This is a genomic window from Streptomyces botrytidirepellens (assembly GCF_003721215.1).
GTDB classification, from domain to species: Bacteria; Actinomycetota; Actinomycetes; order Streptomycetales; family Streptomycetaceae; genus Streptomyces; species Streptomyces himastatinicus.
The window spans coordinates 1-13688 of record NZ_RIBZ01000063.1; the positions used below are offsets into that span (position 1 = coordinate 1).

The following is a 13688-nucleotide window of genomic DNA, read 5'->3' on the forward strand; positions in this document are numbered from 1 at the left end:
TTGTTGGCCACGTATGGGCGGGATCGTGAGGGGGATCCGTTGTGGCTGGGTTCGGTGAAGTCCAACATCGGTCACACGCAGGCCGCTGCGGGTGCGGCTGGGCTGATCAAGATGGTGATGGCGCTTGGCGCGCAGCAGTTGCCGTCGACGCTGCATGTGGACTCGCCCTCGTCGCATGTGGACTGGGGCTCGGGAGCGGTACGGCTCCTCACGGAGGCTCGTGCCTGGCCGAAGGGTGAGCGTGCGCGTCGGGCGGGTGTCTCGTCGTTCGGCATCAGCGGGACCAACGCCCACGTCATCCTCGAGGAAGCCCCCGAGACCGCTCCGGCTTCCGTGGAGGAGGGGTCCTCGGCACCGTTGCCGGTGGTGCCGTGGGTGCTGTCCGGCCGTAGCCCGGACGCGGTGCGCGAACAGGCCGGCCGCCTCGCATCCTTCCTCGACGAGCGGGGACCGCAGGATCGGTCCCCGGTCGACGTGGGCTTCTCACTGGCGACGACCCGCGCGCTGCTCGACCATCGCGCGGTGGTGCTGGGTGCCGACGACGCGGCGCTCCGTACGGGCGTGACCGCTCTGGCCGGCGGCGAAGCCTCCGTGGTGTCGGGCGTCGTATCCGAGGGCCGCACGGCGTGGATGTTCACCGGGCAGGGCAGCCAGCGCGTCGGCATGGGCCGCGAACTCTACGACCGGTTCCCGGTGTTCGCCCGGACCCTGGACGAGGTGTGCGCCCACCTGGACGCGGAACTCGACGGCGCCGCCGGATTCGACATCACCGTCCGTCAGGCGCTGTTCGCCCCGGACGGCTCGGAGGAGGCGGCGCTGCTGGACCGGACCGGGTATGCCCAGACGGCGTTGTTCGCGGTGCAGACCGCCCTCGTGGAACTGCTGCGCTCCTGTGGCATGAGCCCGGATGTCGTGCTCGGGCACTCCATCGGCGAGCTGGTGGCGGCCCATACCGCCAGCGTCCTCGACCTCGTCGACGCCTCCCGACTGGTCGCGGCGCGCGCCCGGTTGATGCAGGCACTGCCCACCGGTGGTGCGATGGCCGCGATCGAGGCCGGTGAGGACGAGGTGGTGCGCATCCTCGACGAGGCCGCCAAGGCGGCACCCGAGGCCGGGCGAGCCGCGATCGCGGCAATGAACGGCCCTTCGGCGGTGGTGATCTCCGGGGATGAGGACGCCGTCGAGCGGGCGATGGCGGTGGCGCGCGCGGAGGACCGCCGGGTGTCCCGGCTGCGGGTCAGCCACGCCTTCCACTCACCGCTGATGCGGCCGGTGCTGGCGGACTTCGCCCGTATCGCCGAAAGCGTCACCTACCGGCAGCCGGTGCTCCCAGCGGTCAGCACCGTCACCGGGGGTCCGGTGGGGGAGCGGGACTGGGCGACGGGAGACTACTGGGTGCGACAGATCCGCCGTCCGGTCCGTTTCCACGACGCGGTGCGGACCGCGACCGGTGAGCTTGGCGCCACCCGCCTGCTGGAGGTCGGCCCCGATCCGGTGCTCACCTCCCTCGTACCGTCCGATGTGGAGACCGCGGTCTCGGTCCTGCGCCGGGACCGCGGCGAGATCGAGAGCCTGCTGACCGCCGCCGCCGAGATGTTCGTACGCGGCACGGACGTGGACTGGGCCGCGCTGTTCGCCGGGACCGGCGCCCAGCGGATCGAGCTGCCGACGTATGCCTTCCGGCGCCGCCGCTTCTGGCTGGCGGACCGGGCGGCCGAGCCGGGGACGACACCGCTCCTCTCGCGGTGGGGCGCGGGCGACCATGAGCGGAGTTCGGCCCTTCCGGGGGCGGAGGGCGTCGAGGACCACCGCGAACTGTCCGCCCGTCTCCGGGGTATGACGGCCGAGGAACAGGACCGGACACTGCTCGGTCTGATCACCTCGCAGATCGCGTCCGTTCTCGGCCACACCGACGTGACGGAGGTGGAAACCGGCCGCAGGTTCCTCGAAATGGGCTTCACCTCCCTGTCGATCACCGACCTGCGCACCAGGCTCAGCCGGGCGACCGGACTGGCACTGACCGCGGAGGCGCTGTTCGAGCACGCGACGCCGCGCGCGCTCGCCACCCATCTGCTGGCCGGACTGGCCGGGTCGGCCGGCCCGGCGGCCACGGCCGGGCCGGAACGAGCGGACGGCACGGCGGCCGGGCCGGAACGAGCGGACGGCACGGCGCGGGGCGGCACCGTCACCCACCTCTTTCGGCACGCGTTCGACCAGGAGCAGCACGAGCGCGGGCTGGACCTGCTCGACCTCGCGGCAGGAACACGCCCCAGCTTCCAGGTCCATGACACCGGGGGCGAGGGGCCGACGGGCGCCGAGCCGGTGCGGCTGTCGGACGGCTCGGAGGCCGAGCCTCTGCTGTGCGTGCCGTCGCTGGTGGCCCCGGCGAGCCCGTACCAGTTCGCCCGGTTCGCCCAAGCCCTGCGCGGCACCCGCGACGTCTGGGTCCTGCCCACACCCGGCTGCGGCCCGGGCGAGGCCCTTCCGGCCGATCTCGACGCCACCGCCGCCCGGCAGGCGGACGCGGTGCTGCGCGTGTTCGGGGACAAACCACTCACCCTCGTCGCCTACTCCTCGGGGGGCTGGCTCGCCCACACCCTCGCCGCGCGACTGGAGGCGGCTGGAACACCGCCGCGCGCGCTGGTCCTGCTGGACACTCCCGCGGGCGCCGGCGACAACCTCGCACTGGGCATGGCGGCCACCACGCACCGGCTGATGCGGCGATTCCCCCAGATCCCGGTGGACGATGACCAGCTCACCGCGATGGCGCATTACGCGCGGCTGTTCAGCGGCTGGCGGCCGCGTCCGATCGAAACCCCGACGCTCTTCGTACAGGCTGCCGAGTTCGTGCCCGAGCTGCTCCTCGAGGCCACGCGGCCGTCCTGGCCGGTTGACCACCAGGTGCTCGAAGTGACCGGAAACCACTTCACCTTGCTGGAGGCGGACGCGGAGACGACCGCACAGCGGGTGCACGAATGGCTGAACGAGCGAGGATGAAGCGCGGCGGCGGCACGGACCGGTGATCAACGCCGAAGGCCACCGCGCGGGAGGAGAATCCCTCACGGTGGCCTTCGGTATCCGGTCGTCGGCCTCTGGGACGGCACTCGAAATCCCTGACGCGGCCGGTCAGGCGCGCGGTGCGCTCAGGACTCGGCGCGGAGCAGGGGGTTCGGGTCCGCGTGCTCGTACCAGCCGATGAACGGCGGGCACAGGCCCCAGCCGAGCAGGCGCTGCAACTCTTCCGGGTACTCCCGGACGATCTCCTTCGGCACGGCCAGGAACTGGTTCTCCTCCTGGCGGAGGTTGCCGCGCACCAGGGCCATGGTGAGACCGGTCCGCGGAGCCTCGGAGAGGTTCGGCCCGCCGCCGTGGAACAGCCCGCCCACCCAGATCAGGCAGGAGCCGGGCTCCATCTCCGCCTGCACCGCCTCTTCCGGCCGCGGGCCGCGTTCCGCCTCCCAGGCGTGGCTGCCCGGGTACACCATCGTGGCGCCGTTCTCGTCGGTGAACTCGTCCATCGCCAGCATGATCTGCACGCGGTTGGTCGGCCCGGGGGAGGGCAGCATATGCGCGATGTCGTCGCGGTGCGCGGGCTGCGGTGTCTCCCCGGGCCAGATCTGGATCACCTGCGTGATGCTGACCTGTACGTTCGGCGCGAGCTCGGTCCGCTGCGGACCGAACCAGCTGGGTACGGGCCGCTCGATGAGGTCGCGGGCGGCGCCGAGGAACAGCGGGTTCAGCGCCACCTCCGCCATGTGCCGGGAACGCGCGAACAGCGAGCAGAGCCGCTTGGTCCGCTGTCCGGCGAACGAGCTGTCCCCGTACCCGGTCTTCTCCAGGGCGGGACCCAGGTCGTCCCAGAGCCCCCTGAGGGTGGTCTTGTCGATCAGGTCTTCCACGATCACACCGCCGTCGCGGTCGAGGGCCGCGGAGACTTCGGCCACCGTGGACGAGGCGGGGAGCCGGGCGAGACGTATGGCCATGGGAATTCCAGGCTCCTTGTTCATCGGAGGAGGGTCACGGACAGAGGGAGGGCGGGGGACAGAGGGCGCTACCAGCGGACCGGCAGCGAATCCAGGCCGAACAGCACGCCGTTGTTCCTGAACGACAACTCCTCGACGGGCCGGGCCAGCTCCAGCGTCGGGATCCGTTCGAACAGCGTCCGGTAGGCGAGCTCCATCTCGGTGCGCACCAGATGCGCCCCGAGACACAGATGGCGGCCGAAGCCGAACGCGATGTGGTGCTGCTCCGAGCGGCCGGGGTCGAACTGGTGCGGGCAGGAGAACACGGAACCGTCGTGATTGGCCGCGGCGACCAGCGGGGCGATGCCCTCACCGGCCTTGATGATCTGCCCGGCGATCTCCACGTCCTCCAGGGCAACGCGCAGCGGCACCAGGTCGGCGACGGAGTAGTAGCGCAACAGCTCCTCGACCACCCGGTCGTCGCCGATCCACTGACGGTTCGACAGCAGAGTGCTCGCGCCGAGCGCGATGTTGTTCGCCGTCGTTTCCTGGCCGGCGATGACCAGCAGCATCGCCGCGCCGCCGATCTCCATCGGGGTCATCGTCTCCGACTTGATCATCACGCTGATCAGGTCGTCGCCGGGGCGCCGCTTCCTGATGGCGATCATCCTGCTGAAGTAGCGCAGGATCTGTTTGGACGCCTCGTCGCGCTCCTCGTCGGTGGCGCTCAGCGTGACCAGGACACGGATACGCGACTCGAAGAAGCCACGGTCCGCCTGCGGTACCCCGAGCAGCGCGCAGATCACCAGAGAGGGAATCGGCACCGCGAAGTCGGAGGCCAGGTCCGCGGGACTGCCCTTCGCCAGCAGCGCCTCGACACAGTCGTCGACGACCTCCTGGATCCGCGGCCGCAGCTCCCTGATACGCCGGACACTGAACTCCGGGATCAGGACCTTGCGATACCGGTCGTGCTCGGGCGGGTCCAGCGCCGCGAACCAGCCGGGCACCTGGTCCTGCGCGGGCGGCCCGCCGGTCCGGCCGGGGCTGGGGAAGCCCTCGTGTCCGGGGTTGGAGCTGATCTTCGGGTTGGTGAGCACCGCGCGGACGTCCTCGTACCGCGTCACCAACCAGACCCGGGCACCGGTGGGCATGGTGGACCAGACCAGCCCCTCGCGCTCGCGGAAGTCCTCGTACTGCGGGGGCGGGAGGGGGTCACCGGGTCGTCTCAGCGGGAAGTCGACCAGTTTCGCGGCGTCCGACATGTCAGCAGTTCCCATTTCTCTCCGCTTCCGCAATCCGGTCCGGCCCGGCTACCAGGTCACCGGCAGTTCGGCGAGCCCGCCGACCAACTCGCCGCCACGCGTTCGCAGTTCGTTCAACGGGACCGCGGGTCGCAGCCCGGGCAGCCTCGAGAACAGGGTGGTGAACGCGGTGCTCAGCTCCACTCGGGCCAGAGGCGCGCCGACGCAGTGCCAGATGCCGTGGCCGAAGGTCAGGTGCTGGTTCGGTGAGCGGGTGATGTCGAACAGCTCCGGCTCGCTGAACGCCTGCTCGTCGAAGTTCGCCAGCGCGAAGTCGAGCAGTACCAGCTCCCCGGCGCGAATGGTCACACCGGCGATCTCGATGTCCTCGCTCGCGTACCGCGGCAAGGTCGCCCCGGCTCGCTTGGCGGACCGTAGGACCTCCTCGACCGTGCCGGTCAGCAGGGCCGGATCCCGGAGCACCGCGTCGCGCTGCTCCGGGTGGGCGGACAGCAGCACCACCCCGAGATCGATGTGGGTCGCGACACTCTCCAGCCCGGCGAACAACAGGACCGCGGCCAGCGAACCGACATGATCGTCCGGGAGGCCCGCCGCGCACATCCGGGAGATCACATCGTCGCCCGGCTCCACCCGCTTGCGCGCAGATACCCCGGCGAGTAAGCCGAACAGGGCTTTCGGCCCGGTGACCGTGGACTGCCCGGTGTCGATCTGGCCCATACCGGCCAGCAGCGCCGCGCACCGCTCCCGGCCCTCGTCCGGCACCCCGATCAGCTCGCACAGGATCCGCAGGGAGAACGGCGACGAGAAGTACGCGTGCAGGTCGACCGGCCGTTCCCGCGCTGCGAAGTCCTCCACCAGGTCACTCGCCACCTCCTCGATGCGCGGGCGCAGAACGCGGATGCGCTTCGCCGAGAAGTTCGGTGTGAACAGGGCCCGTGTCCGGGCGTGCGCCTCGCGCGCAACCTGCGGGTCGTCGGCGACGAGCAGGTCGAGCAGGGAGTTCTTGACATACCTCGGGGCGGTTTCCGGGCTCGGGTGGGAGCGGCCCAGCCGCTCGTCGTGGAGCAGCTTCTTCACCTCGGCATGCCGGGTGACCAGCCAGGCTTCGTCACCCGCCGGCGTTCGGACCCGGCAGACCGGAGCGCTCGCCCGCAGCTCCCGCAGCGGGCTCGGGTCCAGCACGGGCCGCGCCTCGGTGGTCAGGGCGGGCAGCTCTCGGGATGTCGGCACAGACCTCTCCTCAACGTCCTGCCGGAGCGCTCTGTCCCGCCGAACGGGCCGCTTCGAGCTCTCTGGCGATCTCGTTGTTCACCTCGGCCTGATGGTCGGCGAGGAAGAAGTGGCCCCCGGGGAACACCTTGACCTGGAACCAGCCCTCGGTGTGCGGCCGCCAGGCGATCGCCTCTTCCAGCGTCGTCTTCGGATCCGCGTCGCCGGTCAGGACGGTGATGGGACAGCGGACTTTCCGGCCCGGCTCGCAGGTGTACGTCTCGATCGCCCGGTAGTCGCCGCGAATCGCGGGCAGCGCCATCCTCAGCAGCTCGTCATCGCCGAACACCGCCGAGTCGGTGCCGTTGAGCAGCCTGAGCTCGGAGATGATGCCGTTGGCGTCGCGCTTGTGCACCTGCTCGTCCCGGCGGGTCGAGGGGGCGCGCCGCCCGGAGGCGATCAACGAGTGGGGCGGTTTGACCCCTTGCTGTTCGAGCCGGAAGGCGGTCTCGAAGGCCAGCACGGCACCCATGCTGTGCCCGAAGAAGACCGTGGGCTTGTCGCTGAGGGCCTGGATCTCCTCGACGAGCAGGTCGGCGAGCACGCCGATGTCCTCGATGCACGGCTCGCGGCGCCTGTCCTGACGGCCGGGGTACTGGAGGGCCACCACGTCGGCATCGGGCGAGAATCGTGCCGACACCGGGTGGAAGAAGCTCGCCGAACCGCCCGCGTGAGGGAAGCAGATGAGCCGCACCGTACTGCCACCGGATGAGTGATACCGGCGGATCCAGGCCGTTGTGGCGTCGTCCTTCGTAACCAAGTCTCGTCGGTCCCTTCCGATCCAGATCGCGCTGTCGCGCTGTCTTCAGTGGAGTCCGAACCGCACCCGCAAATCCTTAGTCTTGGCCGGCCTCGGTGCGGGCGGCGGGAAGGCCGGGGACGCTACTCGGCGGCTTCGCGGAACCGGTTGATGAACGGCAGGTGACGGGCGCGGGTCTGAGTGTCCTGGACGCCGAGGCCCTCGGCCGGTGCGAGGCACAGTACGCCGACCTTGCCGCTGTGCCGGTTCTCCTGGACCCGCCGCACCGCCGCCGGGGTCTGGGCCAGCGGGAATACGGTGGAGAGGGTGGGGTGGATCTTTCCCTTGGCGATGAGGCGGTTGGCCTCCCAGGCCTCGCGGTAGTTGGCGAAATGGGAGCCGATGATGCGCTTCAGCTGCATCCACAGGTAGCGGTTGTCGTACTCGTGGGTGTAGCCGGAGGTCGAGGCGCAGGTGACGATCGTGCCGCCCTTGCGGGTGACGTACACCGACGCGCCGAAGGTCTCCCGGCCGGGGTGCTCGAAGACGATGTCGACGTCCTCGCCGCCGGTCAGCTCGCGGATCCCCTTTCCGAAGCGCTTCCACTCCTTGGGATTCGGAGTCCGCTCGTCCGACCAGAACCGGAAGTTCTCCGCGCTGCGGTCGATGACGGCCTCGGCGCCCATGGACCGGCAGAGCTCCGCCTTGGCGTCCGAGGACACCACACAGACCGGGTTGGCGCCGCCGTGCAACGCGAACTGGGTCGCGTACGAGCCGAGTCCGCCGCTCGCCCCCCAGATCAGCACGTTGTCGCCCTGCTTCATCCCGGCACCGTTCCGGGACACCAACTGCCGATACGCGGTGGAGTTCACCAGCCCCGAGCAGGCCGCTTCCTCCCACGTCAGATGGGCCGGCTTGGGCATGAGCTGGTTGGACTTGACGAGGGCGATCTCGGCGAGGCCGCCGAAGTTGGTCTCGAAGCCCCAGATGCGCTGCTCGGGGTCGAGCATCGTGTCGTTGTGCCCGTCGGAGCTCTCCAACTCCACCGACAGACAGTGCGCCACCACCCGGTCCCCGGGCTTCCAGCGCCGCACCCCGGGCCCGGTGCGCAGCACGACCCCGGACAGATCGGATCCGACGACGTGATACGGCAGGTCGTGCCGGGCACCCTCCGGCCCGGCCTTGGCATAGCGCTCCAGGAAGGCGAAGGTCGGCAGCGGTTCGAAGATGGCGCTCCACACCGTGTTGTAATTGATCGCGCTCGCCATGACCGCGATCAGCACCTCACCGGCGCAGGGCGACGGCGTCGGAACCTCGCTGATGTGCAGCGATTTCTCCGGATCCTTGTCCGAGGAAGCGATCCCCTCGAACATCCCGGCCTCCTCCTTCAGCGTGAGCGCTCCGCGATAGGAATCGGGAACGGGGAGCGCTGCGAAGTCTTCGGAGGCAGCGTCATCGGAAAGAACGGCGCTGATGATTTCTTTCACGAGATTCCGGTCCTCGGTTCGGGATGAAAGGAAGGCGTTCGACTAATCCCGCGTCATGCACAGTTCCTTCCACGCACGCCGCGTCCACGATCGCCGAGACGGGCCCGTGCAAGGTAGCGTCTCAATTCCCCGGAAATCACTAGCCTCGAAGTTTGGCGCTGGCTCGGTGGAACTCGTTGATGAGGCCTGCGACATCCTTCCGGTCACGACTCCAGAAGGACCGTACCGATGTGGTGGCCGTCCAGCAGTTCGCCCAGGGCACGCGGCGCCCGTTCGATCCCCCGCAGCCGGGTGTGCGGAAAGGTGAGGACACCGGCGCGCAGGCCCCGGCTGAACTGCTCCTCCCAGCGCGGCGCCGCGTCGCGGTGGTCGGCGGTGGTGAGCCCGCGGAGGGTGATGCCCCGGGAGAACAGCGCCAGGGTGTCGACCGGCACCTCGGCCGTCGTGCCGCCGCCGGCCTGTGCGGACAGCGCGCCGATGACGATGCATCGTGCGCCTCGGCGGGCCAGTGCCAACGCGGCCCGGAGCTGCTCGCCGCCGACCGTGTCGACGAGCACGTCGATACCCTCGGGGGCGGCCGCGCGCAGCTGCTCCTCGATCGGTGCCTCGCCCCTGACGACGGCCGCGTCGAATCCCAGGGTCCCCAGGAGGTAGTCGGCCTTGCGCCGCGACCCCGTCGACCCGATGACCCGTCCCGCTCCCCGCACGCGGGCGAACTGTCCGGCGATGGAGCCCGCCCCGCCCGCCGCGCCGGTGACGAACACCGTCTCGCCCGGCCGTACTTCGGCGGCGCGCACCACTGCCAGCCAGCCCGCGAATCCCTGCGAGAGGCAGGCGGCCGGATCGGGCCACAGGGCCGGGTCGACGCGCCCTGCGTCGTCCGCCTCGATCACCGCGTATTCCCGCCAGCCGAGCTGGTGTCTGACGAGATCGCCGGGGTCGAGGCGGGTGCCCGGGGCCGTGACCACCTCGCCGAGCGCCGGGGCCCACAGCGCCCGGCCCCGTTCGTACGGGGACATCGGCAGGACGGCGTCGGCGTCCTCCATGAGGGTGCGGGTCACCGCGCCGACCCGCGTCAGCCGATTGCGTACGAGGACCTGGCCGCGGCGGGGCACCGGGACGGGGACCTCGGTGACCTCGAAGCGGTCCGGGCGCAGTCTGCCCTCGGGACGCGCGGCCAGGCGCACCTCGCGGTGGGTGGACGGAACGGGTACGGGCACGGGCCCGGATTCGGCCATGGGGTGGTCCTCATCCTCGGACGGCGGCGGTGGTACACGGTCAGGCGCGGGGGTGTTACACGGTCAGGCCCGGGTCCGCCACGCTCAGCGCGGCCACGAACAGGCCGACGTAGAACCAGGCGAGGAAGCCCATCGCCGGTCCCCGCGGCCACGTCGCGCCCCGCGCGTCGGCCTGCGCGAACCGCTCGCCGCCCGCCCAGACACAGCCGAGCGCCGACAGCGGCAGCCACGCGGCGGCCGCCGCCGGACCGTGGACCTGCCACGGACGTACGACGAGCAGCGCCAGCGCCGCCGCCGCCAGGGCGCAGCCCACGGTCAGCCCGACGGAGCCCCGGGTGCCGATGGCATTGGAGTAGAGGGTGGCGCCGGGCGTGACCCGGTGGCTGGTCTTGCGGGCGAACTCGAAGTGCAGGAAGACACAGGCGCAGAGCAGAACCGGCACGGCGGCGCTCCAGTGCGGGCCGGCGCCCGTCGCGTCCCGGTACGACAGCCACACGTGCCCGCTGAGCAGCGCCTGCACGGGATAGCTCACCGCCAGATTGCGGAAGATGCCGTCCCGGACCGACCTCGACCAGCGTTCGAGTCCGACCAGGAAACAGATGTAGGCGAGATCCAGCAGCAGCCAGCCGGTGAGCAGGGGCGACCGCCACACGGTCAGTACGATGCCCGCGGCCGCGATGACCGCCATGGCGAGTCGCAGTTCGCGTACCGTGATCGAGCCGCGCGGCAGTGGCCTGCCCGGATTGTGCTCCCGGTCGTAACCCAGGTCCTTCTGCTCGTCCACGACCCGGATGAAGAGCAGGGCCAGCCACACCGTGCCGATCTCGGCGAGCGTGGGCACCCCCAGCATCCAGCGGGCGTCGCCCGGCTCCACCAGGGCCAGCGCACCCTCCAGGGCGAGCACCCACAGCACCGCGTACGTCACATAGACGCGGGCAGGGGCGCGTTCGGCGAAGAACGCGTACAGCCGCCGCACCGTGCCGCTCATTCCGCCACCTCGTCCAGGATCGTCACGGTACCGGTCGCCCCGTCCATCTCCACGCGTGCCCCGTCCGGAATCCTTCTCGTCGCGCCGGGCAGCGCGACGACGGTGGGGATGCCGAACTTCCGGCCGCTGATGGCGGTGTGGGACAGCAGCGTGCCGCGCTCGACGACGATGCCGCGCGCGGAGAGCATGAGGAACAGCCACCCGGGGTCGGTCTCCCGGGCCACCAGGATCAGGTCGTCGGTGGGATCGACACGCTGGTGCGGGTCGATGACCACACGGGCGGTGCCACGCACGACACCGCCGCTGGAACCCAGCCCGCGCAGCCGCGAGCCCGGCTGCGCGTCCCGCTCCGGAGTGGGCAGCCCGTCGCGTACCGGGCCCATCGTGGCGAAGTCCGCGGGGAGTTCGACATCGAGGGTGGCACGGCTCAGGTGCTCGGCTCGGCGCAGCCGCGCCAGCCCCCGCAGATCGTCGGTGACCGCGCCCCCGTCGAAGTGGCCGAGGATCTCCTCCTCGGTGAGGTGGACCACGTCCTCCGCCGCGTCCAGGGCACCGCGCGCCGCGAGTTCCGTCCCCAGCCGGCGGTAGATCTGGCGGCCGAATCCGAACAGCTCGCTGCGGCTGTAGCGGGTGTTCTCCCGGATGTTGATGTACCGGCGCTGCTGGGCGAGCAGGGTACGCAGCACCCGGCGCCGCACGGGGTGGCCCGCCAGCAGCGTCCGCAGCCGCTCCTCGGCGGCGCGCCGGGTCGCGGTCTCCCGGCCGCGCAGGTGCTCGCGGGTCAGGCCGCTGCGCGCGTACTCGCCGGCCAGCCGCAGCAGCTGGGAAGGCTGTTCGCGCGGCACCGGGACCTCCAGCTTGAGCTCTTGCAGGCCCCGGTCGCCGTGGGCCGCCCCGTGTGCCCGCATCCGGTCCGCGATGTCCGTGCCGAACGCGCCGTCCTCGATCCGCCGCAGCAGCTCCTCGGGGGGCTTGCCGGGGTCCTCATCGGCGAGGGCGTCCAGCAGCCCGGGGGTGGCCCTGATCCGTTCGGCGAGATCCACGAGCGACATCAGGATGGTGACGCTGCGGTTTTCCTCGCCACCGCACAGCAGGTCGCTGTGCAGACCCGCGTCGGCGCCGGGCAGCCAGCGGGAGAAGAGCCGCATGACGGCGGTCTCGGTGGTCTGCAACAGCACGTCGTTGACGAGGGTGAGGCCCCAGCGTTCCCCGGCCTCCCGCCACAGTGACCGCATCAGCTGCGCCAGGTGGAGCGGGTCGGCGGTCCTGGCGGCCTCGCGGTGGCGCGCGATGGTCTGCTGCCACCAGCGGTCGAAGCTCCGGGCGGCGGGTACGTGCACGGCCCGCAGCCAGGCCAGGCGCAGCAGGGCCGCGGCGGTTTCCGGCAGCCGGCCGGGGGAGGTGGCGAGGCGGTCGGGGCGTACGTCCGTCACGGCGGGTGACATGCCCATCATCCGCTCGAAACTGGCCCGCCACAGCGGGAACGTGGGGGACAGCCGGTGCAGCGCGTACCACGCGCTGAGGGAGTAGTAGACCCGGCCGTTCAGCAGGCCGAGCATGGACCTCAGGTCGTTCTCGTGGCGTGCCAGCACGGCGGGGGAGACCCCGAGCCGCCGGTAGAAGTCGTGGAAGTCCTCACGGTAGAAGCGCTGGGCGAAGGAGTAGGTGAGGGCGGTGGTCACGCCGGGATAGCTCTCGGTGATGTTCGCGTTGCTCCACAGCCGCTGCCCGCCCAGGTCGAGGACGACCGGCCGGGCCTGGAGGATGTGCAGGGCGCCGTCCTCGGTGAGGGTGCCCTCGATGTCCTGCGGGCAGCCGAAAAGCCGCTCCAGGCGGTCGCCGACGTCCGTGATGTGCCGGATCTGCCCGTCGGTGAGCGCCGGTTCGTCCCGCTCGCGGCCGTGCACCGGGAGCAGCCGGGGCCCGCTGCCCGGCCGCGCGGGATCCTCCTCCATGCGCTCGGTCTTGTGCGCGACGACGGAGCGGACCGCGCCCGTGCGCCGGTCGATGAAGTGATGGTCCACCGGTACCTTTTCCTGGACGACCCCCTCCCCGATGCCGAGCCCGGCCGCCAGCACCCGGTCCCGGGCCCCGGTCAGCGGGTCGCAGGTGAACAGGACGAAGGAGCGGCGGCCGAACACCATGTGCTGGACGCCCACGCAGACGGCGAAGTCCTCCGTGGCGGCGGTGGAGCGCGCCGCCCGGTACAACAGCGCCCGGGTGCCGAACCCGGAGGCCCAGCACTCGCGCACCCGCTCCAGCACCTGATCGCGGGTGACGTACAGAAAGCTTTCGCCGATGCCCGCGAAGGCGTCCTCGGCCGAGTCCTCGGCGGCCCGCCCACGCGGCCCCACCATCGAGGACCGCACCGACACCACGGCGTGCGGTCCGAACACCTCGTCGTACGCCCGGTGGACGGCGCGCGCCACCGACGGCGGGACCGGCACGTCGAGGACCAGGCGGCGCAGGGCGTCGGACTGCTCGGCCAGCCGGTCGGGGTCGGCCTGGTCCAGCTGCCGCAGGATCGCCAGGAGCCGCGGGCGTACGGGTGCCAGGGTGCGGGTGAACAGACTCGCGGGCAGGCAGAAGAAGTGGGGCACGGGCAGTCCGGCCGAGGCCATCCGGGCCTGGCGGGCGAACTTCGGGCCCACCTCCGCCTCGTCCAGCAGCGCTCTCCCGCGCAGTACCGGGCCCCGGCGCCCGGCAGGGCGGACGGCCCGCAGTGCGTTCTCTATGGTCATGC

9 protein-coding genes are annotated in these 13688 nt (G+C 71.2%); 1 reads left to right on the top strand and 8 read right to left on the bottom strand.

Features of this window, described 5'->3' with window-relative positions; all coding sequences use genetic code 11:
• Positions 1 to 3: 3 nt before the first annotated feature.
• The gene (locus EEJ42_RS04365) at positions 4 to 2997 is read left to right on the top strand and encodes a type I polyketide synthase (RefSeq protein WP_425472845.1); all 2994 of its coding nucleotides are present in this window, start codon (positions 4 to 6) and stop codon (positions 2995 to 2997) included.
• A 146-nt stretch (positions 2998 to 3143) separates the two neighbouring features.
• Here EEJ42_RS04365 and EEJ42_RS04370 read toward each other — a convergent pair whose 3' ends face one another.
• The 8 genes from EEJ42_RS04370 to EEJ42_RS04405 all read right to left on the bottom strand — a co-directional run bounded on the left by EEJ42_RS04370 (position 3144) and on the right by EEJ42_RS04405 (position 13686).
• Positions 3144 to 3983 carry a phytanoyl-CoA dioxygenase family protein gene (locus EEJ42_RS04370; RefSeq protein WP_123098685.1) on the bottom strand — a complete coding sequence of 280 codons (840 nt, stop codon included), beginning with the start codon at positions 3981 to 3983 and terminating at the stop codon, positions 3144 to 3146.
• Positions 3984 to 4051: 68 nt separating this feature from the next.
• Positions 4052 to 5224, bottom strand: a complete 1173-nt coding sequence (locus EEJ42_RS04375; protein ID WP_123098686.1) for a cytochrome P450 — start codon at positions 5222 to 5224, stop codon at positions 4052 to 4054.
• 48 nt (positions 5225 to 5272) lie between these two features.
• A complete protein-coding gene (locus EEJ42_RS04380; protein ID WP_123098687.1) occupies positions 5273 to 6454 on the bottom strand; it encodes a cytochrome P450 in 1182 nt (393 codons plus the stop codon).
• Between the two features lie 10 nt (positions 6455 to 6464).
• Positions 6465 to 7253: a thioesterase II family protein gene (locus EEJ42_RS04385; protein WP_123098688.1), complete on the bottom strand. Its 789-nt coding sequence runs from the start codon at positions 7251 to 7253 to the stop codon at positions 6465 to 6467.
• A gap of 122 nt (positions 7254 to 7375) precedes the next feature.
• Positions 7376 to 8719 (bottom strand): crotonyl-CoA carboxylase/reductase, encoded by a 1344-nt coding sequence (gene ccrA, locus EEJ42_RS04390; RefSeq protein ID WP_123098689.1) that lies wholly within the window; start codon positions 8717 to 8719, stop codon positions 7376 to 7378.
• Positions 8720 to 8922: 203 nt separating this feature from the next.
• The gene (locus tag EEJ42_RS04395; protein ID WP_123098690.1) at positions 8923 to 9957 is read right to left on the bottom strand and encodes an MDR family NADP-dependent oxidoreductase; all 1035 of its coding nucleotides are present in this window, start codon (positions 9955 to 9957) and stop codon (positions 8923 to 8925) included.
• 55 nt (positions 9958 to 10012) lie between these two features.
• Positions 10013 to 10945, bottom strand: a complete 933-nt coding sequence (locus EEJ42_RS04400; protein ID WP_123098691.1) for a UbiA prenyltransferase family protein — start codon at positions 10943 to 10945, stop codon at positions 10013 to 10015.
• Positions 10942 to 13686, bottom strand: coding sequence for a PEP/pyruvate-binding domain-containing protein (locus EEJ42_RS04405; protein WP_123098692.1), 2745 nt, complete (start codon positions 13684 to 13686; stop codon positions 10942 to 10944). Before EEJ42_RS04405 ends, EEJ42_RS04400 begins: the two co-directional genes overlap by 4 nt.
• Positions 13687 to 13688: the final 2 nt, after the last annotated feature.